This window comes from Pseudoalteromonas sp. APC 3893, assembly GCF_030408095.1.
GTDB lineage: Bacteria > Pseudomonadota > Gammaproteobacteria > Enterobacterales > Alteromonadaceae > Pseudoalteromonas.
The window spans coordinates 372,019-396,068 of the sequence record NZ_JASDCD010000002.1; the positions used below are offsets into that span (position 1 = coordinate 372,019).

At 41.0% G+C, this 24,050-nt stretch carries 23 protein-coding genes and 1 pseudogene; 12 read left to right on the forward strand and 12 right to left on the reverse strand.

What is annotated here, in order from left to right:
* Window positions 1-55 precede the first annotated feature (55 nt).
* The 10 genes from QMA12_RS05700 to QMA12_RS05745 all read right to left on the reverse strand — a co-directional run bounded on the left by QMA12_RS05700 (window position 56) and on the right by QMA12_RS05745 (window position 10,330).
* Window positions 56-532, reverse strand: a complete 477-nt coding sequence (locus QMA12_RS05700; RefSeq protein ID WP_290209029.1) for a hypothetical protein — start codon at window positions 530-532, stop codon at window positions 56-58.
* A gap of 157 nt (window positions 533-689) precedes the next feature.
* Complete coding sequence (locus QMA12_RS05705; RefSeq protein WP_087534057.1) at window positions 690-1,568, reverse strand: LysR family transcriptional regulator; 879 nt, start codon at window positions 1,566-1,568, stop codon at window positions 690-692.
* A gap of 373 nt (window positions 1,569-1,941) precedes the next feature.
* On the reverse strand, window positions 1,942-2,598 hold the full coding sequence (locus QMA12_RS05710; protein WP_087534056.1) for a CoA transferase subunit B: 657 nt from the start codon (window positions 2,596-2,598) through the stop codon (window positions 1,942-1,944).
* Between the two features lie 11 nt (window positions 2,599-2,609).
* The gene (locus QMA12_RS05715) at window positions 2,610-3,308 is read right to left on the reverse strand and encodes a CoA transferase subunit A (protein WP_087534055.1); all 699 of its coding nucleotides are present in this window, start codon (window positions 3,306-3,308) and stop codon (window positions 2,610-2,612) included.
* 53 nt (window positions 3,309-3,361) lie between these two features.
* Window positions 3,362-4,285 carry a hydroxymethylglutaryl-CoA lyase gene (locus tag QMA12_RS05720; protein ID WP_290209030.1) on the reverse strand — a complete coding sequence of 308 codons (924 nt, stop codon included), beginning with the start codon at window positions 4,283-4,285 and terminating at the stop codon, window positions 3,362-3,364.
* Window positions 4,278-6,266, reverse strand: coding sequence for an acetyl-CoA carboxylase biotin carboxylase subunit (locus QMA12_RS05725; RefSeq protein ID WP_087534053.1), 1,989 nt, complete (start codon window positions 6,264-6,266; stop codon window positions 4,278-4,280). Before QMA12_RS05725 ends, QMA12_RS05720 begins: the two co-directional genes overlap by 8 nt.
* Before the next feature lie 8 nt (window positions 6,267-6,274).
* The gene (locus QMA12_RS05730; protein WP_290209031.1) at window positions 6,275-7,045 is read right to left on the reverse strand and encodes an enoyl-CoA hydratase/isomerase family protein; all 771 of its coding nucleotides are present in this window, start codon (window positions 7,043-7,045) and stop codon (window positions 6,275-6,277) included.
* Window positions 7,046-7,055: 10 nt separating this feature from the next.
* Window positions 7,056-8,663 carry a carboxyl transferase domain-containing protein gene (locus tag QMA12_RS05735; RefSeq protein WP_290209032.1) on the reverse strand — a complete coding sequence of 536 codons (1,608 nt, stop codon included), beginning with the start codon at window positions 8,661-8,663 and terminating at the stop codon, window positions 7,056-7,058.
* Window positions 8,664-8,674: 11 nt separating this feature from the next.
* Window positions 8,675-9,850 carry an isovaleryl-CoA dehydrogenase gene (locus QMA12_RS05740; protein WP_290209033.1) on the reverse strand — a complete coding sequence of 392 codons (1,176 nt, stop codon included), beginning with the start codon at window positions 9,848-9,850 and terminating at the stop codon, window positions 8,675-8,677.
* 45 nt (window positions 9,851-9,895) lie between these two features.
* Entirely contained in the window at window positions 9,896-10,330 is a 435-nt protein-coding gene (locus QMA12_RS05745; protein ID WP_087534049.1) for a MerR family DNA-binding transcriptional regulator, read from the reverse strand.
* 330 nt (window positions 10,331-10,660) lie between these two features.
* Here QMA12_RS05745 and QMA12_RS05750 point away from each other — a divergent pair, with 330 nt between their 5' ends.
* The 11 genes and pseudogenes from QMA12_RS05750 to QMA12_RS05800 all read left to right on the forward strand — a co-directional run bounded on the left by QMA12_RS05750 (window position 10,661) and on the right by QMA12_RS05800 (window position 21,642).
* Window positions 10,661-11,842, forward strand: a complete 1,182-nt coding sequence (locus tag QMA12_RS05750; protein ID WP_290209034.1) for an acetyl-CoA C-acyltransferase — start codon at window positions 10,661-10,663, stop codon at window positions 11,840-11,842.
* 90 nt (window positions 11,843-11,932) lie between these two features.
* Window positions 11,933-13,423 carry a CoA-acylating methylmalonate-semialdehyde dehydrogenase gene (locus QMA12_RS05755; protein ID WP_290209035.1) on the forward strand — a complete coding sequence of 497 codons (1,491 nt, stop codon included), beginning with the start codon at window positions 11,933-11,935 and terminating at the stop codon, window positions 13,421-13,423.
* 102 nt (window positions 13,424-13,525) lie between these two features.
* Window positions 13,526-14,683, forward strand: coding sequence for an acyl-CoA dehydrogenase family protein (locus tag QMA12_RS05760; protein ID WP_290209036.1), 1,158 nt, complete (start codon window positions 13,526-13,528; stop codon window positions 14,681-14,683).
* A gap of 10 nt (window positions 14,684-14,693) precedes the next feature.
* Entirely contained in the window at window positions 14,694-15,473 is a 780-nt protein-coding gene (locus tag QMA12_RS05765) for an enoyl-CoA hydratase (RefSeq protein WP_087534045.1), read from the forward strand.
* Window positions 15,473-16,618, forward strand: coding sequence for an enoyl-CoA hydratase/isomerase family protein (locus QMA12_RS05770; RefSeq protein WP_290209037.1), 1,146 nt, complete (start codon window positions 15,473-15,475; stop codon window positions 16,616-16,618). The genes QMA12_RS05765 and QMA12_RS05770 overlap by 1 nt, the downstream gene beginning before the upstream one ends.
* A 4-nt stretch (window positions 16,619-16,622) precedes the next feature.
* Entirely contained in the window at window positions 16,623-17,513 is an 891-nt protein-coding gene (mmsB, locus tag QMA12_RS05775) for a 3-hydroxyisobutyrate dehydrogenase (protein WP_290209038.1), read from the forward strand.
* Between the two features lie 3 nt (window positions 17,514-17,516).
* The gene (locus QMA12_RS05780) at window positions 17,517-18,278 is read left to right on the forward strand and encodes an SDR family oxidoreductase (protein ID WP_290209039.1); all 762 of its coding nucleotides are present in this window, start codon (window positions 17,517-17,519) and stop codon (window positions 18,276-18,278) included.
* A gap of 157 nt (window positions 18,279-18,435) precedes the next feature.
* Window positions 18,436-18,927: a hypothetical protein gene (locus QMA12_RS05785; protein WP_290209040.1), complete on the forward strand. Its 492-nt coding sequence runs from the start codon at window positions 18,436-18,438 to the stop codon at window positions 18,925-18,927.
* Between the two features lie 93 nt (window positions 18,928-19,020).
* The gene (locus tag QMA12_RS05790) at window positions 19,021-20,844 is read left to right on the forward strand and encodes a serine/threonine protein kinase (protein WP_290209075.1); all 1,824 of its coding nucleotides are present in this window, start codon (window positions 19,021-19,023) and stop codon (window positions 20,842-20,844) included.
* A 92-nt stretch (window positions 20,845-20,936) separates the two neighbouring features.
* Window positions 20,937-21,340 (forward strand): annotated as a pseudogene (locus tag QMA12_RS05795) (DUF3859 domain-containing protein).
* A 113-nt stretch (window positions 21,341-21,453) separates the two neighbouring features.
* A complete protein-coding gene (locus tag QMA12_RS05800; protein ID WP_087534039.1) occupies window positions 21,454-21,642 on the forward strand; it encodes an SEC-C metal-binding domain-containing protein in 189 nt (62 codons plus the stop codon).
* A 159-nt stretch (window positions 21,643-21,801) separates the two neighbouring features.
* Here the strand turns inward: QMA12_RS05800 and QMA12_RS05805 are convergent, their stop codons facing one another.
* Window positions 21,802-22,323, reverse strand: a complete 522-nt coding sequence (locus QMA12_RS05805; RefSeq protein WP_290209041.1) for a TetR/AcrR family transcriptional regulator — start codon at window positions 22,321-22,323, stop codon at window positions 21,802-21,804.
* A gap of 110 nt (window positions 22,324-22,433) precedes the next feature.
* Here QMA12_RS05805 and QMA12_RS05810 point away from each other — a divergent pair, with 110 nt between their 5' ends.
* Window positions 22,434-22,619 carry a hypothetical protein gene (locus QMA12_RS05810; protein WP_087534037.1) on the forward strand — a complete coding sequence of 62 codons (186 nt, stop codon included), beginning with the start codon at window positions 22,434-22,436 and terminating at the stop codon, window positions 22,617-22,619.
* Between the two features lie 45 nt (window positions 22,620-22,664).
* Here QMA12_RS05810 and QMA12_RS05815 read toward each other — a convergent pair whose 3' ends face one another.
* Window positions 22,665-23,876 carry a porin gene (locus QMA12_RS05815; protein WP_290209042.1) on the reverse strand — a complete coding sequence of 404 codons (1,212 nt, stop codon included), beginning with the start codon at window positions 23,874-23,876 and terminating at the stop codon, window positions 22,665-22,667.
* Window positions 23,877-24,050 lie beyond the last annotated feature (174 nt).

Below are 24,050 nucleotides of genomic sequence, written 5' to 3' on the forward strand. Positions count from 1 at the left end.
TTAAAGTGAACGACACACAGAACATCTTAAGTGTGCCGCATCAAAAACAACGCATTTATAACGCTAAGTTTTGTTTAGCACGATTTAAGTTATGGTTAACTAAATCATTGTTAAACATTTGGTTAGCTTCATAAAAGTCTGAAATTGCTGCTGTCTCATTGTGTGACATAATACGGGCAACCCCACGGTTACTTAAAGCAAACGAGGTTAGCTCATTACGCTTATAGCTAGGTACTTTACTTGATTTAAGTAAAGTGATTGCCTGAGTACATAGGGTTTCAGCATCAGCGTAGTTGCTTAATTTTACATTCGCAGCACAGCTATTAAAAGGGATCTCATAAGCGCGATTAGGGTCGTTCTTGATAACTTCGTTGTCTTTAGTCAACGCCATCATTTCACCATTTGAAAGTGCGCTCGCAGATACTTCATTATCAATAACCATTAATTTATAGTCTGTTTGATCAGCAAGTACTGCTGAAGATGATGTTAATAGTGTCGCAACTAAAATTCGCTTCGTTAGTATATTTAACATGATAATTTCCTCTGAGTTATTTGGTTGTTCATAATGAACACATTAACTTTAGTCAGAGCTGGCGAGCGGTACAAACGATAAAAAGACACCTTACAAGTGAAATTTATTTACGTATGTAAGACAGTGAACAGCAACTCCAGAGTTGCTGTATAAATAATTATTTTAAATGTTTGTATGTATCTAGCAGCCATTTAATAAAGAGCTCTAGTGAAGCATTAGACTCGCTGGGTTCGTGATGAACCAAGTAATACTTATCTTTAGTTTTTAGCGGTAAGTTTGTGAAGTTAAACAACCACTCTTCTTCGAACCACGTTTGGCTGATAGGCAAGGGGATAAGTGCGATCCCCATTCCTTGCTGTGCGGCGCGTGCTACACCAAACATGCTGTCGACTTGGATTATTTGTTTCGGCGCGAAGTCTTCAATACCTGCATGCTCAGCCCATTGGTGCCAAGCCCATGGGCGTGCCTTATGCAATATTAGAGGTACTTCATTGAGTGCCTGAAATGGTTCATCTTTCCATGCCTCCCAATTCTTTTTGTTACAGGCTGGAGAGTATGACAACGAAAATAGCTCATGCACCACACCTTCAATAGGCTTAGAGGATGATAAAACAATAGAAAGATCACTTTGCTTAGTCAGCTCCTTACGCGTTTTCATGGTGTTTAATTGTAAATTTGTATTTGGATGCTCTGTGGTCCATTCACTGAGTTTAGGCATTAATAGTTCACTGGCAAAGAACTCAGGTAAGGTAATACTTATATTTACATTTTCTTGCAGCTGACTAAATTCGGTTATGGTCTTTTCAAGCGCTTTTATCAAAGGCGATACAGAGTCATAAAAGTTTTTCCCCGCGGACGTTAACCGAATTGAACGCGTTTGGCGCTCAAAAAGCTCAATACCTAGCTGCTCTTCCAATTGTTTAATTTGATGACTCACAGCAGATGGAGTTAGATAAAGCTGGTTAGCGGCTTCTTTAAAGCTTAACGTTCTTGCCGCAAAACAAAACGAACGTAATCCTCTAATAGGTGTTTGCATAGTCGATGTTAGTAATTCTCAATAAGGATAGTTAAGCAATAAACAACCCAATTTGCAAAGACTTAGCTGAAATAGTTCGTCAACTGATTAATTTTTGCTTATATTAATAAAAAATAAACATATTACGCTTATTAAAATTACAATCGCGAATATTTTTGATTAATCATTGTTACAGTTGATTTATTTGCAATATTAGTAGCATAGATAAGATTTCAGCGATTTTACTACTTTGGGGCAACGAAAATGGCTTTGCTATAAAATGGTGCAATTAGTTTTGCGCAAAAAAAATCCCTCTTGCGAGGGATTTTGGGTAACTCAGCGCCATTGGCACTGGGAATGAGGTCGGTACAAGGTGATTTATTGAGAGGTTAAGTTAAAACACCATCTCTGGAACATCACCAGTGACAAGCAATTTGCCTGCCGTTTTGCTAATAATTTCATCGACTGACACGCCTGGCGCGCGCTCTAGTAGATGAAATGCGCCGTCTTTAACTTCTAACACGGCTAAATCTGTCACTATTTTCTTTACACAGTTAACACCAGTTAACGGTAAATTACAACTTTCAAGCAGTTTTGAGTCACCATGTTTACTCGCATGGGTCATAGTAACAATAATATTCTTTGCGCCAGCAACAAGGTCCATCGCGCCGCCCATGCCTTTAATCAGCTTTTTGGGGATCATCCACGAGGCGATGTTTCCGTTCTGGTCAACTTCAAATGCACCTAAGACTGTTAAGTCTACATGACCACCACGGATCATTGCAAAACTATCTGCACTATTAAATATTGCAGCTCCCGTGGCTGCTGTCACGGTTTCTTTACCCGCGTTGATCATATCAGCATCAAGTTCAGCTTTAGTCGGGTAGGGACCCATACCCAGCAAGCCATTTTCAGACTGTAGCATAACTTCAATGCCATCAGGTACATAGTTAGCCACTAAGGTTGGAATTCCGATCCCTAAATTAACGTAGTAACCGTCTTGTAGCTCTTGCGCAACACGCATTGCGACTTGTTCACGTGATAATGCCATGTTGTGTGCTCCTAATCGCGAGTAGTTGTGCGTTCGATGCGTTTTTCAAAGCTGCCTTTAATAACGCGATTCACAAAAATACCAGGGGTATGAATTTGACTCGGTTCAAGCTCTCCTGGTTCTACAATTTCTTCCACTTCGGCAACGGTAATTTTACCTGCAGTGGCGGCCATTGGGTTAAAGTTCATGGCTGTATGGCGAAAAACAAGGTTACCATATCTATCTGCTTTCCACGCTTTAACAATGGCAAACTCACCGGTGATTGATTCTTCTAGAATATAAGGGCGACCATCAAACTCTTTTACTTCTTTACCTTCTGCTACCGGTGTACCGTAACCTGTTGCGGTGTAAAAAGCAGGAATACCAGCACCGCCTGCACGCATTTTTTCAGCGAGTGTACCTTGTGGAGTGAGTACCACATCAATTTCACCGCTCAGTAGTTGCTGTTCAAATAGGGCATTTTCACCGACATACGAGGCGATAATTTTTTTTATTTGCTTGTCATGTAACAAAATCCCTAAACCAAAGTCATCCACGCCGCAGTTATTTGAAACTACAGTTAGGTCTTTAGTTTGTTTACGTTTAATTTCGCTGATTAATCCCTCAGGAATTCCACATAAACCAAATCCACCAGCAATTATTGTATCGCCGTCTTTTAACCCTTCCATTGCAGCTTCATAGCTTGAAACTACTTTATCGAAACCGGCCATGGGCCCACTCCTTAATTATAATTATGATGTAATCAATCTATATTAAATATAGTTTATTGATTCGCTATTTGATTTTTAAGAGCTAAGGAAACCTTGCTCACAGGTTGTTTGTTTAATGCTGTGCAAATTGCCCAACCAGCTTTAGCCAGTCTTTCTAAATCAATTCCATGCTCTATGCCAAGTCCTTGCAGTAAGTAAACTACATCTTCGGTGGCAACATTTCCTGACGCACCCTTCGCGTAAGGGCATCCACCAAGCCCTGCAACTGCACTGTCAACCGTTGCTATGCCACGGTTTAAGGCTGTGTAAATATTTGTGAGCGCTTGGCCGTAAGTGTCATGAAAGTGAACTGCTAATAATGATTTATCAATATGCGCTAACAACACATCCAATAACTCATCTACTTTATTAGCCGTGCCTACGCCTATGGTGTCACCAAGACTTATTTCATAGCAGCCTAACTCTAACAACATCTGGCTCACTTTTAGCACCTGTTGCGGATTTATATCGCCTTCGTAGGGGCAACCTAATACACAGCTTACATAGCCACGTACACGGATATTATGTTGTTTGGCAAATTCCATGACATCGGCAAAGCGAGCAATACTTTGCTCAATTGAGCAGTTGATGTTCTTTTGGCAAAATGACTCACTGGCTGCTGTGAATATGGCAAACTCTTTAATACCTACTTCATGCGCCGCTTGCGCCCCTTTTAAGTTTGGAGTGAGGGCAGTTAAGTTAGTATCTGGTAGAGTTAGGGCGCTTATTACATCGCGCGAATCGGCCATTTGCGGCACCCATTTAGGGGAGACAAACGCGCCCGCTTCGATATCGCTAATACCTGCCGCTGCTAGTGCGTTAATGAGTGATACTTTGTCTTGGGTGCTAACGGCTCTTTCATTTTGCAGGCCATCTCGCGCACCTACTTCGACAATACGTACTTTTTTAGGTAATGTGTTGGCTGATAAGTTACTCATCGGCGGTACCCACATCAGTCGCATTCTCATCAGTTACTATAGCAAGTAGGGCACCATGACTTACCAATTCCCCTTGTGCAAAGCAATAACTTTGTAATATGCCATCGTGTGGTGCGTTGAGGGTATACTCCATTTTCATTGCTTCAATAATAACAACAGCATCACCTTTTTTAATTTGCTGACCTACTTCGACAAGGTGTTTAACCACAGTGCCATTTAGAGGGGCAGCAAGAGGCAGTGCTTCACTTTCATGCTCACTTACATAGTGCTTGTTGGTTAATTCAAACGTAGTCTGTAGCGCTTTATACATCACGGTAATAGAGTTAGCTGTATTAACAACATGACAGCGATGCTTATCTCCATTAATAAACAACTGGCACAGGTTATTTTCAATCGAGCCTGTGATTGTATAGTCCACTGAGTCTAGGTGAATGATAAAGCCGTCATTCAACTTAGTTGCCGTGATAGGTCTGTCACTAAAAGGGATAGTAATGACGGACTCACGGTTTAGCATAAAGCCAGACAGCTGATCCCAAGGGCTACTACCATTGCTATTTAAATCTGTTAAGTAGCAAAATGCAGCGATAATTTTACTAACTGCATTTAACGCAGCATCATTTGTGATTAATGCATCACCTTGCTCTTCAATAAAGTGCGTATCCGGTGCGCCTTGTTTGAAGGTTGGATGATTGGCTAAGTTATGTAAAAAGCTAACGTTGCAGCTAAATCCAGATAAATGAAATTGCTCAAGAGCAGTACTTAAACGTGAAAGCGCTGCAGTACGGTTATCATCATGAACAATCAGTTTTGCGATCATAGGGTCATAAAACGGGCTTATTTCATCCCCTTGTTTGATACCTGTATCTATTCGTACAAACTCAGATTCAGCAGGTATATACAAGCCGTCAATCGTGCCTGAACAAGGAATAAAGTCATTACTAGGATCTTCGGCATAAATACGCGCTTCGAAACTATGGCCTTGCAGCACAATATCAGCTTGCTCTAAAGGTAGGGTGTTACCAGCCGCCACATTGATTTGCCAATTGACTAAATCTACACCGGTCACCATTTCTGTTACTGGGTGTTCTACTTGCAGGCGAGTATTCATTTCCATAAAGAAAAACTCATCGCCACACAGTAAAAACTCTACCGTACCAGCACCACGATAATTGATAGCCAAGGCACAGCGCACCGCAGCTTCACCCATTTCTTTGCGCAGTCCATCGCTAAGTCCTGGGGCAGGGGCTTCTTCAATGACTTTTTGGTGACGACGTTGTAATGAGCAATCGCGGTCGCCTAAATACACGCAGTTACCGTGATTATCTGCAAATACTTGTACTTCAACATGGCGAGGCTTATTCACATAGCGCTCTAGTAATACGAGATCGTTACCAAAACCTGCAATGGCCTCACGTTGAGCACCTTGCAATGCAGTTAAAAAGTCTTTGGCGTGCTGAACAATACGCATGCCTTTACCACCGCCGCCAAATGCTGCTTTGATAAGCACAGGGTAGCCAATTTTTTCAGCCTCAGCTTGTAAAAACTCAGGTTCTTGTTTATCACCGTAATATCCCGGCACCAAAGGGACATTGGCAGCGGCCATGATCTCTTTTGCACGGGTTTTTGAGCCCATAGCTTCAATGCTTGACGCTGGTGGACCAATAAAAGCGATGTTATGCTGTTCACAGGTTTTGGCAAATTCACTGTTTTCAGATAAAAAACCATAACCTGGGTGGATGCAATCAACATTTGCATCAAGTGCCACCTTGAGGATTTTATCAGCCACTAAATAAGAGTCTTTACTTGGTGCTGCGCCGATATGATAAGCTTCGTCAGCTAATTTAACATGCTGGGCGTGTTTATCGGCATCAGAATAAACCGCCACTGTGGTTAAACCCATCTGTTTCGCAGTACGCATAACGCGACAGGCTATCTCGCCGCGATTGGCAATAAGAATTTTTTGTAATGATTGTGTGCTCATGATGAATCCTATGCTTGCCAACTTGGTGGACGTTTTTCAAAAAAGGCAGTTAAACCTTCTTGGCCTTCTTCAGACACCCGAATATGTGCAATACGTTCAGCCGTTAAGTTTATAATTTGCCCATTGATTTCATGACCTGCAACATCATTTATTAGTTGTTTAGCAGCACGAACCGCAACAGGGCCATTATTAATGAGTGTTTCGAGTAATTGTTCAACAGCACAGTCAAGTTTGCCTGTAACCTGATGCACTAAACCAAGTTGCTTTGCTGTATGAGCATCAAAAATCTCAGCCGTTAAAAAGTATCTGCGTGCTGCACGCTCACCAATAGCTTTAATAACGTAAGGGCTGATCACCGCAGGAATAAGCCCAAGCTTTACTTCACTTAGGCAAAACTGGGCATTATCTTGGCAAACAGCAATGTCACAACAGGCAATTAAACCCAGTGCACCACCAAATGCAGCACCTTGTACGGCACATACTGTTGGCAGTGGGCTGGTTGCCAGTACATGCATGAGTTTGGCTAGTTGTTTTGAATCAGCGAGGTTTTCGCTAAAATCGTTATTTGCCATGGATTTCATCCATGCTAAGTCTGCGCCTGCTGAAAAGTGCTCGCCTTCGGTTTTTAAAACTAAGGCGCGGACATCTAAGCTATTAGCGTGTTCAATACATTGAATTAGCTCTTGAATTACTTGCTCGTTAAAAGCATTACGCTTTTCTGGGCGACTTAAAACGAGTACAGCCACATTTGATTTAGTTATTTGTAGTGTTACTGACATACTCACTTCCTTACATTCTAAAGACGCCAAATTGCGAATCTTGTTTTGGTGCATTTGCAGCTGCGCTTAATGCCAAACCAAGCACATTACGAGTATCAGCAGGGTCGATTATGCCGTCATCCCATAAACGTGCACTTGCGTAATATGGATGACCTTGCTGCTCGTATTGATCAATGATTGGTTTTTTAAATTCACTAATTTGTTCATCAGTCATACTATGACCTTTACGCGCTAAACCATCTTGTTTAACTTGTGCCATTACACCGGCAGCTTGTTCGCCACCCATCACCGATATACGGGCATTAGGCCACATCCACATCATGGTAGGTTCAAATGCACGGCCACACATACCGTAGTTACCAGCGCCATAAGAGCCGCCAATTAATACGGTAAATTTGGGTACGTCAGCACAAGACACGGCCATCACCATTTTGGCGCCATGTTTTGCGATGCCTTCAGATTCGTATTTTTTACCCACCATAAAACCGGTGATGTTTTGTAAAAACACTAAAGGAATATTGCGCTGGGCACATAGCTGTATAAAGTGCGCGCCTTTTTGTGCGGATTCACTAAATAAAATGCCGTTGTTCGCCACAATGCCTACAGGGTGGCCATATATTTTGGCAAAGCCAGTTACTAGTGTGTCACCAAAGTAACGCTTGAATTCATCAAAAGAAGAGTCATCAACGGTACGGGCAATTACTTCGCGCACATCAAATGGCTTTTTAAGATCAGTCCCCACGATGCCATATAGCTCACTTATGTCATAACGAGGCGCTTTAACTTCATCAAGTAAAGGCTGAGTAGGGCGTTGATAATTGATGCGCTCTATACATTGGCGTGCAATTGATAATGCATGGCTATCATTTTCAGCGTAGTGATCTGCCACACCCGAGGTTTTACAGTGCACATCAGCTCCACCGAGTTCTTCGGCTGTGACCTCTTCACCAGTTGCGGCTTTAACCAATGGTGGACCTGCTAAAAATATAGTCCCTTGCTCTTTTACGATAATGCTTTCATCAGCCATTGCGGGTACATAGGCACCGCCTGCAGTACATAAGCCCATTACCACTGCAATTTGTGGAATACCTTTACCTGACATTCGCGCCTGATTATAAAAGATACGGCCAAAATGCAGTTTATCTGGAAATACATCGTCTTGTTCAGGCAGGTTTGCACCTCCTGAATCAACTAAATAAATACACGGTAAATGACAACGTTCAGCGATATCTTGTGCGCGTAAATGTTTTTTAACCGTCAGCGGGAAATAAGTGCCGCCTTTTACAGTTGCGTCATTAGCGATAATCATACACTCAACACCTTTAACGCGACCGATACCTGCAACAACACCTGCGCATGGTATGGCTTGTTCATAAACGCCATGAGCTGCAAATTGTGAAATTTCTAAAAACGGTGAGCCTTCGTCTATAAGAGTGCTGATACGGTCACGAACAAACAGTTTACCGCGGCCTTCGTGACGCTCGATTAATGCAGCGCCGCCACCTTGGCTTATTTGTTTTACTTTGGTGCGTAAATCATCAACCAGCTCAGCCATGTTTTGCTGATTTTGTAGATACTGCGGATCATGTGGATTAACGCTAGATTTTAAAATAGTCATCGCGTAGGTCCTTATCTGCTTTCAGTGAATAATTCACGACCAATTAGCATACGGCGAATTTCTGAAGTGCCGGCACCAATTTCATAGAGCTTTGCATCACGAAGAAGGCGGCCCGTTGCATATTCATTGATGTAGCCATTACCACCAAGAATTTGAATCGCATCTAGTGCCATTTTGGTTGCAAGCTCTGCTGCATATAAAATAGCGCCTGCGGCATCTTTACGAGTTGTTTCACCGCGATCGCACGCTTTAGCAACAGTGTACACATATGAACGAGCGGCATTCATTTGTGTATACATATCAGCTATTTTACCTTGAATAAGCTGGAACTGGCCGATTGGGCTATCAAATTGTTTACGTTCGTGAATGTAAGGAACAACAATGTCCATACAAGCTTGCATAATACCCAGAGGGCCAGCAGCAAGCACTACGCGCTCATAATCAAGGCCACTCATTAGCACCTTAACGCCTTCGTTCAAATTACCTAGAATATTCTCCTCGGGTACTTCGCAGTTTTCGAAAACTAACTCACAGGTATTTGATCCGCGCATGCCAAGTTTGTCTAGCTTTTGCGCTGTTGAAAAGCCTGGAAAGCTACTTTCTACAATAAACGCGGTAATACCTTTAGCACCGGCGGTTAAATCAGTTTTAGCGTAGATAACTAAAGTGTCTGCGTCTGGACCATTGGTGATCCACATCTTGTTACCATTGAGAATATACTTATCGCCTTTTTTCTCGGCTTTAAGTTTCATCGAAACGACATCAGAGCCTGCATTTGGCTCACTCATTGCTAAAGCACCAATGTGCTCACCACTAATTAATTTAGGCAGGTATTTTTCTTTTTGTGCTTGTGAACCATTACGGTTAATTTGATTTACACACAGGTTTGAATGGGCACCATAACTTAGGCCAATAGAAGCACTGGCTCGGCTTATTTCTTCCATCGCAATGACATGCTCTAAGTAACCGAGACCTGCACCGCCTAACTCTTCTGGTACTGTCATGCCTAATAAGCCCATTTCGCCAAGTTGCGGCCAAAGTTGGTTAGGAAAGGCATTATCAAGATCGGTCTTTTCAGCTAATGGGGCGATTTCTTGACTGGCAAAACTATTAACATGATCACGGATCATATCCGCTGTTTCGCCAAGGCCAAAGTTCATTTCTTTATATAGTGAAATAGTGCTCATGATTCATTCCTGTGTGAGAGTCTGTTAATGATTGTATTTTAGTAATTATTCATCTAATTGATTTAAGGTATCGCGACAACGCCGCTCTGCAGTGACCAGCTCCATTAAGACAACTTTTATATCATCCATCTGCTGGCTCAAATCCGCTTTTTTATCAGCAATTAAGTCAAGCATAGTGACTAGCTGTTTAGCACTTGATTTATCTGCATCGTAAAGTTCAAACAAACGACCCGTTTCAGCTAAGGTAAAACCTAAGCGTTTACCACGTAGAATTAATTTTAAGCGCACTTTATCGCGCTTAGAGTAAATGCGTGTTTGGCCATTACGCTCAGGTGATATCAAACCTTGATCTTCGTAAAAGCGAATAGAGCGGGTAGTAATGTCAAACTCTTTAGCTAATTCACTGATGCTAAAAGTTTGTTCATTACTGGCGGGCTCAGCGGAAGAGCTGGCAAAATTTGTTTGATTATCTTGATTCATAGTGTATCTACCTCATTCGAATAACCCCAATATAAGTGAAGTTTACGTAAAGGTAAAGTGGATTGTGAAAGTTATACTTTAGGCGTACGTCATTAGTCAGTGTTACAGCAGGGTATCTAGTTAAATCAGTCTCTCTAGCGCCATTGTGATAATTTAACTACAGTAAAATAAAGATAAGTTTACACTTTTGTTGAGCGTAAAAACCTTGATTTTAGATTTACGTTGGCGTAAACGTAAATATTATGTATGCTCATATACAGATTAATAAACATATTGTTTGGCGTATCTTAACACACAGTGAGAGTGCCAATGACTAAATGGAGCCTTTTTATGACTACCGAAGCCGTTGTTATTGTAGCAGCAAAACGCACCCCTATGGGTGGTTTTATGGGAGCACTTAGCAGTGCAGACGCAACTGAACTTGGCGCAACAGCAATTGCTGGCGCATTGGCCGATACTGGATTAAATGATAGCGCAATTGATGAAGTGATTATGGGCTGTGTTTTACCCGCTGGTTTAGGTCAAGCTCCTGCTCGCCAAGCGATGTTAAAAGCAGGCCTTGCTCGTTCAACTGGCGCAACAACCATTAATAAAGTGTGTGGTTCTGGTTTGAAAGCAGCGATGCTTGCTCATGATTTAATTAAAGCTGGCTCAATTAGAAGTGCGGTTGCCGGTGGTATGGAAAGCATGACTAATTCACCTTACTTTATTCCAAAAGCGCGTGGTGGCATGCGAATGGGTCATGGTGAAATTAAAGATCACATGATGAGTGATGGTCTCGAAGATGCCTATGATAATAAAGCCATGGGGTGTTTTGCCCAAGATACAGCCGATGAATATGGAATAGGCCGCGAGCAGATGGATCAATTCGCTCTTAGCTCATTAGAAAAAGCGAATGCGGCAATAGCAAACGGCTTTTTTGAATCAGAAATTGCCCCACATACTATGAGCAGCCGTAAAGGTGACGTCACGGTCAGTATTGATGAGCAACCAGGTAATGCTCGCCCAGAGAAAATTCCTAGTTTACGTGCAGCATTTAAAAAAGACGGCACCATCACTGCTGCTAATTCTTCATCTATTTCTGATGGTGGTGCTGCACTTGTTTTAATGAGTGAGTCTCACGCGAAAGCCCAAGGGCTAACACCACTTTGTCGCATTGTTGCTCATAGCACCCATTCGCAAAAACCAAGTGAATTTACTCTTGCACCAGTTGGCGCTATGACTAGCTTACTTGAAAAAGCGGGCTGGACTACGGCTGATGTTGATCTGTGGGAGATAAATGAAGCATTCGCCATGGTAACAATGTTAGCAATTAACGAGTTAAAACTTGATGAGAGCAAAGTGAATGTAAACGGTGGTGCCTGTGCTCTTGGACATCCGATTGGTGCGAGCGGTGCGCGTATTTTAGTTACGCTTATCCATGCACTTAAAAACAGAGGCCTGAAAAAAGGCATTGCATCATTATGTATTGGTGGCGGTGAAGCGGTTGCCCTTGCAGTAGAAGCAGTATAAACCAAACTAATTTTAATCTCTCACAGCCGCAGGCTCTTTTAATAATAACTACTGCGGCTTAATCAAATACCCTTTGGGGAGGAGTGCGTTATGCACCAAGTACCATTATTTATCAACGGCGAATTTATTCAATCGACATCAGAGCAACTTATTGATGTTGTTAATCCTGCAAATCAGGAAGTACTAGCCCAAGTACCTTGTACTACAGATGCTGAAATGGATGCTGCCATAGCATCAGCGAGCGAAACATTTAAAACATGGAAAGATGTACCGATCACAGAGCGTGCTCGTATCATGATGAAGTACGCAGCATTGCTTAAAGAGCATCACGATGAGCTTGCAACCATCATTTGCCATGAGCTAGGTAAAACATTCGAAGATGCAAAAGGCGATGTTTGGCGTGGTATTGAAGTGGTTGAGCAAGCAGCAAACGCGCCATCTTTAATGATGGGCGAAACCATGGAAAACGTTGCCCGCAAAATTGATACCTATTCTTACATGCAGCCACTAGGTGTATGTGCGGGTATTACGCCGTTTAATTTCCCGGCGATGATCCCATTATGGATGTTTCCGCTTGCTATCGTGTGCGGCAATACCTTTATATTAAAGCCTTCTGAGCAAGACCCACTGACTCCAATGCGTTTAGCTGAACTTTTTGTGGAGGCGGGTGCACCTAAAGGTGTTTTACAAGTTGTACACGGAACTAAACCTCAGGTCGACCGTTTACTTGAAGATGCCGCAGTTCGTGCCATTTCTTTTGTTGGCTCGTGTGTCGTAGGTGAATATATTTATTCAAAAGGCACGGCTAATTTAAAACGTGTTCAAGCCTGTGTTGGTGCAAAAAACCACATGGTTATTATGCCAGATGCAAGTCGCTCACATGTTGTTAATAACCTTGTTGGTGCATCGGTTGGTGCTGCTGGTCAACGTTGTATGGGTATTTCAGTTGCTGTGTTTGTCGGTCAAGCAAAAGATTGGGTTGATGATATTAAAGCGGGTTTTGCTAATGTGCGCCCAGGTGTTTGGGATGATAAAGATGCTGCTTATGGACCGCAAACATCCGCCGCTGCCAAAGCGCGTATTTTATCATTAATTGAAAGTGGTAAAGCACAAGGTGCAACATGCTTAATTGATGGCTCGGATTTCACTGTTGAGGGTTATGAAAAAGGGAACTGGGTTGGGCCTACACTGTTTAGTGATGTTACAACTGATATGGATCTTTATAACGAAGAGATCTTTGGCCCAGTATTGGCGTGTATGTTTGTTGATTCGCTAGATGAAGCAATTGCCCTGATTAATAACTCACCCTATGGTAATGGCACATCATTGTTTACTTCAAGCGGTGCTGTTGCACGTAAATTCCAACACGAAATTGAAGTGGGTCAAGTTGGTATAAATGTTCCAATTCCTGTTCCGCTACCGTTTTTCTCATTTACCGGTTGGAAAGGCTCATTTTATGGTGATACGCATACCTACGGTAAGCAAGGTATTCGCTTTTACACTGAGACAAAAACTATTACATCACGTTGGTTTGAAGATGACATTGCTTCAGGTCCAAACATGAGTATTAATCTTAAATAACAATAATAAAAAAGAGGGGCACGAAGGTCACTTCACACACACAATGATGCCTTCGTAGCCCTTCACTAATTTTGACAACATACAATTATAAAGAGGTCTCCTATGGACTTTAACCTAACTGAAGATCAACAAGCATTTGCTGATACAGCACGTCAATTTGCGAAGTCAGAGCTTGCACCCCATGCAGCTAAATGGGACCGTGAACATATTTTCCCTAAAGACACAATTAAAGCCGCAGGTGAACTTGGCTTTTGTGGTTTATATACACCCGAGGATGCAGGTGGTTTAGGTTTATCTCGTTTAGATTCAAGCATTATTTTTGAACAACTTGCAATGGGCTGTACGGCCACAACAGCGATGTTAACTATTCATAATATGGCCACCTGGATGATAGCAAGCTTTGGTACAGAGCAAACCAAAGAGCAGTATTGCGATCAGCTTGTAATGGGGGAATTACTTGCCTCTTATTGTTTAACTGAGCCTGGCTCTGGCTCAGATGCCGCATCACTTAAAACCAAAGCTGTGCTTGAAGGCGATGAGTATGTGCTCAACGGTTCTAAAATGTTTATCTCAGGTGCAGGTGAAACTGAAGTACTTGTGGTTATGGCTCGTACTGGTGGCGAAGGCGCTGCGGGTATTTCAGCATTTGTGGTACCCGCTGATGCCAAAGGCGTTGAGTATGGCAAAGCAGAAGAAAAAATGGGTTGGAATGCCCAGCCAACCCGATTAATTAGTTTTGAAGATGTACGTATTCCAGCGCATAACTTACTAGGTGCTGAAGGCGAAGGCTTTAAGTTTGCGATGCAAGGCCTTGATGGCGGGCGTATTAATATTGCTACCTGCTCAATTGGTACTGCACAAGCAGCTTTAGAAACGGCGCGTGAATACCTACAAGAACGCGAACAATTTGGAAAACCACTGGCTGCGTTTCAAGCACTGCAATTTAAAATTGCTGATATGAACACCGAGCTGGTGGCTGCACGACAAATGGTACGTTTAGCCGCGTTTAAACTTGATAGCGGTGACAGTGAAAAAACCACATATTGCGCGATGGCAAAACGATTCGCTACCGACGTAGGTTTTACAGTGTGTAATGAAGCTCTGCAAATACATGGCGGCTATGGCTACATTAAAGAATACCCGTTAGAGCGCCATGTTAGGGATGTACGCGTACACCAAATTTTAGAAGGCACAAACGAAATCATGCGAGTGATTATTGCTCGTCGAATTTTAGCGCAATCAGCAGCTGATATTTTATAAGGAGCACGTCATGTCAAACCCAAGTATTGATTTAACCATTGAAGGTCATGTAGCGATTCTAACGATGTCAAACCCGCCAGCAAATACCTGGACGAAAGACACCTTAATTGCATTAAAAAATACCGTAAATGAGCTCAACGATAATAAAAACATCTATTCATTAGTGATCACCGGCGAAGGCGAGAAGTTTTTTAGTGCCGGTGCTGATTTAAACGTGTTTGCTGATGGTGATAAGGGCATTGCTGCGACAATGTCGCAAGTGTTTGGTGAAGCATTTGAAGCATTAACGGCCTTTCGCGGTGTGTCGATTGCCGCAATTAACGGTTATGCCATGGGCGGCGGTTTAGAAGTGGCTCTTGCTTGTGATATTCGTATTGCAGAAGAGCAAGCACAAATGGCATTACCTGAAGCGAAAGTAGGCTTATTACCGTGTGCTGGTGGCACTCAAAACCTTGCTTGGTTGGTGGGTGAAGGTTGGGCAAAGCGCATGATCTTATGCGGTGAACGTTTAAAAGCCGATAAAGCGCTGCAAATTGGTCTAGTAGAAGAAGTTGTTCCACAAGGTGAAGGTTTTGCCGCTGCTTTAAAACTTGCGACTCAAGTGGCCGATCAAAGCCCTGTTGCAGTAACCGCATGTAAATCACTTATCCAAAAGGGCCGTACACAACCAATGGCGCATGCATTGCCTCTTGAACGTGAACTTTTTGTTGGCTTATTTGATTCTGAAGATCAACGTGAAGGTGTTAATGCCTTTTTAGAAAAACGCAAAGCAAATTGGGTAAACGGCTAATGGTTGAATTAACACTCCTTAATAGTCAAGAAGATGCTGTGGTATTTGAAACCGCAGCGACTGCCAATGGTGCTTTGATTGGTTTGGCTACGCTCAATGCGCCAAAGTCGTTAAACGCACTTAATTTTGACATGATCCAATTGCTAGAACCGCAGCTAAGAGAGTGGGCAGATGATGCAAATATCGCCATGGTTATTTTAAAAGGTGCTGGTGAAAAAGCATTTTGTGCAGGTGGCGACGTCGTTAGTTTACATACCGCGATGAAAACGGGCGAACCTACTAACCATATCGAAGATTTTTTTACCAAAGAATATCGTTTAGATCACTTAATTCACTGTTATGAGAAACCATTTCTAGTGTGGGGTAACGGAATTGTGATGGGCGGCGGCTTAGGGTTAATGGCAGGTGCCAGCCACCGTGTTGTTACTGAAACATCGCGAATAGCCATGCCTGAACTAACGATTGGGTTATACCCTGATGTAGGTGGCAGTTACTTTTTACATAAAATGCCCGAGCAGGTCGGTTTATTTTTAGGCCTGACAGCGGCATCTATCAATTGTGATGATGCGATGTTTGTCTCTTTAGCCGATCACTTTGTTAAAGCTGAAAAATATGACAGCTTGATTGAGCAACTCGTAAATACTAAGTGGGGTAAAACTGCGTCTTTAAATCATGAAAAACTAACGGTATTGCTTACTGAGCTTGATAACCACTCAGGTCGTATGCCAAAGGGCAATGTAAAAGCTAATTTAGCAACCATTCAAAAGTTAGGTGAATTTAATAACTTGCAAGATAAAGTCGCTTATATTTTAAACTTAGATACTGACGATAAATGGTTAGCGCGCGCACAAAAAGCCTTAAGGCATGGCTGTCCACTAAGTTGTGCTTTGGTAGAGCACCAACTTACTAAATCAAAAGGTAAGAGCTTGGGCGAATGCTTCCAAATGGAGTTAGCTATGTCGGTTCGATGTGGCGAAGTGGGTGAATTTCAAGAGGGCGTACGTGCCTTATTGATTGACAAAGATGGTGCGCCTAATTGGCAGTTTAAATCAATCGATGAATTACCCGAACAGCTAATTGAAAGCTTTTTTACTTCCCGCTGGACTGCTGACTCGCATCCATTAACACACCTTACAAAAGGATAATGTTATGTCTCTTTCTATTGGATTTATAGGTTTAGGAAATATGGGCGGCCCAATGGCTGCAAACTTGGTTAAAGCTGGGCATAAGGTAAATGTTTTTGATTTAAACCAGTCGGTCGTAAATCAACTCGCTGATCAAGGCGCTACTGCAGCAATAGACGCCAAGCAATGTGCAACAAACGTAGATGTATTGATCAGCATGTTACCTGCTAGCAAGCACGTTAAGTCACTGTACTTGGGTGAATCAGGGCTTATCAATATTTTAGCTAAATCTACACTGGTTATTGATTGTTCAACAATTGATGCGGCGTCTGCTCGTGAGGTGGGTGCTGAACTTGCAGAGCGAGGTATCGCGTTTGTAGATGCGCCTGTATCTGGCGGGGTTGCAGGGGCAACAGCAGGCACATTAACTTTTATTGTTGGTGGCGCACAAACAGATTTTGCCAAAGCGCAATCTGTACTTGCTGATATGGGTAAAAACATATTTCATGCTGGCGATATTGGTGCTGGTCAAGTAGCAAAAATTTGTAACAACATGCTGTTAAGTATTTTAATGGCAGGCACCAGTGAAGCAATTCAAATGGGTATTAATAACGGGCTAGATGCAAAAGTATTGAGTGATATTATGACAGCAAGTTCGGGTCGCAACTGGACACTCGAATTATATAACCCATGCCCAGGTGTGATGGACACAGCCCCAGCGAGTAATGATTATAAGCCAGGCTTTATGGTTGACTTGATGGCAAAAGATTTAGGGCTTGCGATGGAAGCCGCGCAGCAAAGTAACTCTTCAACCCCTATGGGGTCAATGGCGAAAAATCTTTATACCATGCTACAGCACCAAGGTGCGGGCAGTGATGATTTTAGCGCCATTTTTAAATTGTTTTCAAAGGAGTAACAGGTGGAAATTAAAAATAATACAGTCGTTATCACCGGCGGTGCGCAAGGCTTAGGTTTCGCTATGGCGCATAAGCTTGCCGAACTTGGTGCTAATATCGCATTAGTTGATATGCAACAAGAACTATTAGATGCTGCGGTTAAAGAGTTAGCCAATTATGGTGTTACAGTAAAAGGCTATGTTGCTAACGTGACGGACGAACAGGCAGTTGAGAGCACTTTTGATAATATTAATAGTGATTTTGGTCATATTGGTATTTTGATAAACAATGCCGGTATTCTACGTGACGGCATGTTTATTAAAGCCAAAGAGGGAAAAGTGGTTGCTAAGATGGCGCTTGATCAATTTAAGTCAGTGATTGATGTAAACTTAACTGGCGTGTTTTTAGCCGGTCGTGAAGCGGCTGCGCATATGATTGAATCGGGCAAAGGTGGCGTGATCATTAATATGTCAAGTGTTGCTCGTGCAGGTAATATCGGCCAAACTAATTATGCCGCATCTAAAGCGGGTGTTGTCGCCATGACCACAGGTTGGGCTAAAGAGCTAGGGCGTTTTGGTATTCGTGTTGGCGCTATTGCACCGGGTGTTATTCGTACTAACATGACCGACGCCATGAAGCCAGAAGCTAAGCAACGTATGCTTGCAGTTACCCCAGTCGGGCGCTTCGGTGAAGCTGATGAAATTGCACATACGGCGCAATACATCATCGAAAACGACTTCTTCACAGGCCGTGTGGTTGAAATTGACGGCGGCATTCGTCTGTAACTTTTAGGTATTGTTTAGTTAAATAACAAAAAACACCAATACTGTATTTATGTACAGTATTGGTGTTTTACCTTTAACAAAACTATTTTATTTCCTATATAAACATGTTAAAAATAATGTGTGAGATTTGTTATTAGTTGATATTAAAGGAAATAAGATGACAACAAATGAAAATGTAGAAGTGTCAGTAAACAAAGGGATGTTATTCAAGTTTAACTTCAATAATAAACTCATCACTTATGACTGCTCACCTGTATCGGGCAAAGAAGTTGTAATGGTTGATGGGGAGGTTGTCAGTGAATCAAAAAACTATAAAATGTCAACGAGCCATGAGTTTGTACTTGATGGCCAAGCCGCAAAAATAAACTTAAGCCTCAAAGGGTTCACAAAGAACGTAACAGTATGTGAGTTTTTTGTTGCGGGTGAACTGATAAATGCGTACCAACTTACCTATGGCACCAAAGGCAATATACCGTTAATGGCAAAATTTATTACGCTTACAGTTGCAGCAATGGTAGGTTGGTTTTATGCTGCACAAGTTATTGATACGTGGTTAGCAATTGCGATAGTCTTAATACCCAGTGTAGCGATTATGTTTAAATTTGAACAACCCAATTGGACATGTGAAGATTTACTAAAGAGTGAATGATTGTCACATTAACGTGTAATTTAGTTTTGAAGAATGATCAAACGGTTGGCGTATGTTGCCAGCCGTTTTTTATTTACCCTCAGTGAGAATGCAGTGAAAGCCAAAGAAATCCGCAATTTTTACATCAACGAAGAGCAGTCAGTTTATTTGCTTTCGCATCACGATGCTAAAAAGCACCGCCAGTGGCTTAATATCTGTATAAAAAAACTAACGAATTTAGGTTACTCCGACGTCGAAATGATAGGCTCTGGTGCTTTTGGTTTTGTATTTGCAGGGCTTGATGAACATAACCAACCTTGGGTGTTTAAGTTTTCGCGGATCACTTTAGCACAAAGCGTACGAGACAGATTAGAAGATGAAGCTTATATGCTGTCTCAAGTTAATAATCTTTTAGTGCCGAAATTTTATGGCTTTGAGCGAATAAAAAAGCAGGGCATTTTAATGATGGCCCGTGCTCTAGGTGAAGATTTAGAAAAAGTTTCACTCAAAAGAGGGCGCTTTAGTGCAGCAGCAATCACAGATCTTGCGCTTAAATTACGTAATGTACTAATAGACTTACGTAATCATAAAAACGGTATCAGCCCACAGCCGATAGTGCATGGCGATATTAAACCATCAAACTTGGTCTGGAATGAAGCCACACAGGGGCTATCTTTAGTAGATTGGGGCAGTTCGGTATATGCTCAAATAGACAGTGATGGTGACCCTGTTACCAGCAATTTTATGGATTTAATGTCAGGTGATTTGAGCAGCACTAATGCCCGAATGGGGGATGTTTATTTTATTGGTGATGAGCAAATGTCTGGCGCAAAATCATCCCCGCGTTTTGATGAACAAGGTGTAGCCTCTACACTTTATGCACTTGCCTCAGCACAGTCTTGTCGCTTTGGTGCACAAGTTATTCCGGCCAGTTCGCTTGGACTACCTATGGAATTGGCAAAAGTAATTGATGGCATGTTATCTAAGGAAAAACACATAAGAGATGGTGCAGGGGATTATTTTATGCGTAATATGCCTACCATGGCAAAAGCTTACTTGCCTCAGCTAAATATCCATAAAAATATAAAAGCGCATATTCCCTTTTGGTTTGGTACAGATACTGAGTTACCAGACACAGTTGTATACAGTTCCCGCAAACAGTTTTTACGCCAGGCTGATCATAAGCAGCAACTGCTTGATGTAAACGATGCACAACTTGATCGTTATTATAAAGAGTTTTTATTTGATACTGGCGATACAGAAAAAGCCTTCTTAGCTTCAATAAGCCGTTTAGCTAAATATCCCGTTGTTGGCGGGTTAAGCTTTCATTGGAAAGAAGAATCACTGTACGTAGAGTCGTCTTTAATTATGCATGATGAAAGTTTGGCTGATGCATTTACTCAAGCGGTAAATAATACAGTGATGTTGGCACAAGGAATTAATCAAAAAGGGCTGTTCAAATGTTGCTTATTTGATGCTCGTAAAACAATTCAGTTAGAGCGAGATGGTACAGGGGCATTTAAATTTGAGCAGTTACCCGAACTCGAATACGAAGTGATGAATTTAAAAAGCAGCGATGTAACCCGACCCCATTCATACTTTGAAGATGGTAAAGACCCGGATGAACAACTACAACTTCCTAAAAAAGTGATAAAATGTGTATTTGAGTTAAACCAAATTCATCATACCGGATGTATTATTTTTGAAGCACTCCCTGATAGAATGAAAATTCACCATTATTATCGTTTGCTTGATGCAAATAAAGAGGACGAATTTAAACGATTGCTTAATAAGCTAATGCAATACGCTGTGAGTATAACTGATGTCGGTGTAGCTGGGTTTATGAAACTGCCTTATAAAAACACCCGAGAATTCTCACTCTGTGAAAAACAAGCCGATTTTTTCTACCCTAAAGATCCAAAGCGCTTTGAAGCTTAAAGCTTTGGTAAACAGTATGAGGTTAAAGCGAGTTAATTAAATAATGCGTAATAGGAATATCAATAATGGCAAAAATTAAACCATTAGTATCAATGCAAAGCTATGGTATTTATACTCAATGGGACTCATCGTCAAAAGAATTGCCACAGATACAATCGTTCACGACCAAAGTACCCGCAAAGCTTGATATTGAATTTGGTTTCATCATTAATATCAAAAAAGCGAAGGGGGAAAAATTCATTTTTGTATTTACCACCCAGATATCCCCGATGATGATGGTATCGCCATGGCTCCATTTGAAGGTACTGAATATATAAAAAATAATGACTGGCACTTTTACCTAGGCGACACTCTATGGCAGCCTATAAATAATAAAATAGGTGACTGGCGGATGACCATTGAATTGAACTCAAAAATTATTGCAGATAAAACTTTTTCAGTATATGAACAAGAGGCGATGTCTGAAATTGAGTTTTGGCAAAAGCGAGGTTATTAGTTTTTACGCTAGTATTATTAAAGCGTTTTATTTATTAATAAACAGCTCTCGAGATACACCCTAAACTATGGTTATAATATAGCATTACTAAAAAGGCTAAAAGTATCACGATTATGAATCAAACACATGAAAGTGTATCAGACACAGGCTTGAGGCCTGAAGAATCAACCTGTACAAATACAAGCTGTTGTCCTCCTCCACAGAGTCCACAAGTACGAACTGCCCCAAAAATTTGCCGTAACGATCCATGTGTTTGCGGTAATGGACGCAAGTATAAAAAATGCTGTGGTAAAAACGCATAGAGTCAGTTTTATTAAGTAACGAGTTAACTAAATAGTCACTTATTGTTATTTTAAGCGTTAAAAACACAGGAAGAACACATCATACATTATTTCTTTAGTTAAATAATATAATCGCATCGGTGAATAAATTAAAAGTTTTGAACAAAGTGGGGGATTTTCTCACAATAGTGCTAGTTTGTTGGTCAACATTCTTAACATCGTTTCGGGTTTAGGGTGTGTTTCATTTAAACCGCTAAGCAGAGTCATAAAATAACAATCCATCATTACGGTAGCTTTTACTTCATCATATTGAGGTTGTTCACTAAAGAGCATTTTTTTAAATTCGTTGAGCTGAAAATTAAAAAAATCTGCTTGCCAAATTATATCGCTGATTAACACTTTACTAAATTCTTTATTTTCACAATAAAATGTAAATAAGGGCAGTGCATAATGGCGTAACTTCAAACGAGGAGAGTGTTGTTTATCAGTTAAAGCTGCTGTAGTTATGATGTTATCTATTTGCAATAACATACCAGCTTTAAGTAAATCAATTTTGTTTTCAAAATGGCTAAAAACCGTTCCTGCTGCAACACCTGCATTATTTGCAATTGATCTGGTTGAGGTTGATTCATAGCCCAGCTCTATAAATAGCTCCCAAGCTGCGGCTAAAATTTTATTTCGTGTTATTTCTTTTTTACTCATATTTCAATGCTTTAATTTTTATATCACTTAAAAAGTTTGAATTGCCTTGCTTTATTGAGCGCGCTCAATTAAATTTATGAGCGCGCTCACTTTTAAAAGGAAAATACACAATGAATATCATTAAACGCGTTATAGGCTTCGTTTTATTTATACCTTTTATCTTTTTTTATTCTTACATGCTTGGGCCTATTCTAAAAGCGATATTAGTTCCCGGGGGCATAATATTATTATGGCTTATTTTAGGTCCGAGGGAGGGTTATAAAGCAATAAAAAAAGCGTTTATTGAGAAGAGATAAAGAGAGTGTTGCTAGTTGAACTAAAGTAACGAGCAACATTTCATTTTATAATACGTAGTGGAAGCCGATTGCAATACCATCATCTTCTGATAAGCTCATTTGTTCTTCTTGCTGTTTGTCTGCACTTGAGAAGTCACTAAAATCTTTTCTTGCTTCGATATAAACAAGGGTACTGTTATCAAATAAGTAATGAACCCCTAACACGCTAAATTGTCGTTTAAAGGTGTCATTTGGATCAGCATTAAAGTTTGGTTGAATAACATAGTCATCACCCGCATCAAATACGTTGTATGCTAAAAATGTGCGAATGTTGTTGTCGAATCTATACGAAACAAGAGATTCAAGCCCTACGGCCTTTTTAATTAACCTGCCTAAGTTATCTGTATCATGGTTTTTGTTTTTATTTAAATTTGCAGCAGCATAGAACCCTTTTGCATCAAAATTACCATAAGTAATACCTGCACCATAAACTAAGTCGACCGCTGTTTTCATCGTGGCATCAGTGCCATAAACGATATTAAATTCACCGCGGTTAAAACCTGTTGTAAGTGTCAATTTATCAGTTAACGTATAGGTAAGTGCTGCACCGTATGTAGAATTAAACTCAACTTTTTGCGCTAAGTTACTTTGGTTATTAAATAGTGTTTCGCAATCAGATTCTGAGATTGCTTCTACATCACATGTATAAAAGTCGTTATTTTTAAACTGTACTTGAGCTGCAATACTCAAATCACCGTAATTATTACGGTATTGGAGTAATTTATCACCACGGCCTGTGCCATTTATTGCACCGTCATCTTTATTATAGGTATAGACACCTGCAGCATTACCGTCCCATACTAGGCTGTAGTTAGTACTGTATACTACGTCGTACCACACACCCCATTGTTTGCCTATCGTCAGTTGACCATATTGATCGTGGGCAATGCCTACATAACCTAAACGATTATATAAAAATTCATCTTGAATTGATTCAAATCGGTTGTTGTAAATGATATCGCTACTACCAACAGGATTAACTCCCCATTCGAGCATGGCTACAGCTGACCAATGTTCTTTTAATTGCCTTTTAAAATCAAAATTTATACGCGAGGCACCATTTACTATTTCAGTTTGTCCTTGAGTGTGGATGACCCTTGCATCAATAAACCCACCAATTGTTAGTGAATTAGTCGAATCATTATAGATTTCAAGCGCTTGGGCACTGCAAGAGCTGAAAATCGTAGCGGTTAAAAGTACAGATAGTCCTTTGTTCATTAACTAGGCCTTTATATATTGTGTGTGTTGTTATAAACGCGCAATCCTAACAAAGGTACGCCATGGGTAAAGTGAAAAAATATCATTAAATTAGTATAGAGGAAATTTAAAATGTAAAGACTAAATTAATCCTTATTTTGTTGGGGCTTAAGCTAGGTAATTAGTACTGTAAAA

Excerpts from the sequence above, each read along its gene's own strand:
- QMA12_RS05785 (WP_290209040.1), top strand. The coding sequence starts at position 18,436 with ATGACAACAAATGAAAATGTAGAAGTGTCAGTAAACAAAGGGATGTTA.
- QMA12_RS05810 (WP_087534037.1), top strand. The coding sequence starts at position 22,434 with ATGAATATCATTAAACGCGTTATAGGCTTCGTTTTATTTATACCTTTT.
- QMA12_RS05705 (WP_087534057.1), bottom strand. The coding sequence starts at position 1,568 with ATGCAAACACCTATTAGAGGATTACGTTCGTTTTGTTTTGCGGCAAGA.
- QMA12_RS05725 (WP_087534053.1), bottom strand. The coding sequence starts at position 6,266 with ATGAGCACACAATCATTACAAAAAATTCTTATTGCCAATCGCGGCGAG.
- QMA12_RS05770 (WP_290209037.1), top strand. The coding sequence starts at position 15,473 with ATGGTTGAATTAACACTCCTTAATAGTCAAGAAGATGCTGTGGTATTT.
- QMA12_RS05735 (WP_290209032.1), bottom strand. The coding sequence starts at position 8,663 with ATGACTATTTTAAAATCTAGCGTTAATCCACATGATCCGCAGTATCTA.
- QMA12_RS05805 (WP_290209041.1), bottom strand. The coding sequence starts at position 22,323 with ATGAGTAAAAAAGAAATAACACGAAATAAAATTTTAGCCGCAGCTTGG.
- mmsB (WP_290209038.1), top strand. The coding sequence starts at position 16,623 with ATGTCTCTTTCTATTGGATTTATAGGTTTAGGAAATATGGGCGGCCCA.
- QMA12_RS05720 (WP_290209030.1), bottom strand. The coding sequence starts at position 4,285 with ATGAGTAACTTATCAGCCAACACATTACCTAAAAAAGTACGTATTGTC.
- QMA12_RS05765 (WP_087534045.1), top strand. The coding sequence starts at position 14,694 with ATGTCAAACCCAAGTATTGATTTAACCATTGAAGGTCATGTAGCGATT.
- QMA12_RS05800 (WP_087534039.1), top strand. The coding sequence starts at position 21,454 with ATGAATCAAACACATGAAAGTGTATCAGACACAGGCTTGAGGCCTGAA.
- QMA12_RS05730 (WP_290209031.1), bottom strand. The coding sequence starts at position 7,045 with ATGTCAGTAACACTACAAATAACTAAATCAAATGTGGCTGTACTCGTT.
- QMA12_RS05715 (WP_087534055.1), bottom strand. The coding sequence starts at position 3,308 with ATGGCCGGTTTCGATAAAGTAGTTTCAAGCTATGAAGCTGCAATGGAA.
- QMA12_RS05745 (WP_087534049.1), bottom strand. The coding sequence starts at position 10,330 with ATGAATCAAGATAATCAAACAAATTTTGCCAGCTCTTCCGCTGAGCCC.
- QMA12_RS05755 (WP_290209035.1), top strand. The coding sequence starts at position 11,933 with ATGCACCAAGTACCATTATTTATCAACGGCGAATTTATTCAATCGACA.
- QMA12_RS05750 (WP_290209034.1), top strand. The coding sequence starts at position 10,661 with ATGACTACCGAAGCCGTTGTTATTGTAGCAGCAAAACGCACCCCTATG.
- QMA12_RS05815 (WP_290209042.1), bottom strand. The coding sequence starts at position 23,876 with ATGAACAAAGGACTATCTGTACTTTTAACCGCTACGATTTTCAGCTCT.
- QMA12_RS05700 (WP_290209029.1), bottom strand. The coding sequence starts at position 532 with ATGTTAAATATACTAACGAAGCGAATTTTAGTTGCGACACTATTAACA.
- QMA12_RS05740 (WP_290209033.1), bottom strand. The coding sequence starts at position 9,850 with ATGAGCACTATTTCACTATATAAAGAAATGAACTTTGGCCTTGGCGAA.
- QMA12_RS05710 (WP_087534056.1), bottom strand. The coding sequence starts at position 2,598 with ATGGCATTATCACGTGAACAAGTCGCAATGCGTGTTGCGCAAGAGCTA.
- QMA12_RS05760 (WP_290209036.1), top strand. The coding sequence starts at position 13,526 with ATGGACTTTAACCTAACTGAAGATCAACAAGCATTTGCTGATACAGCA.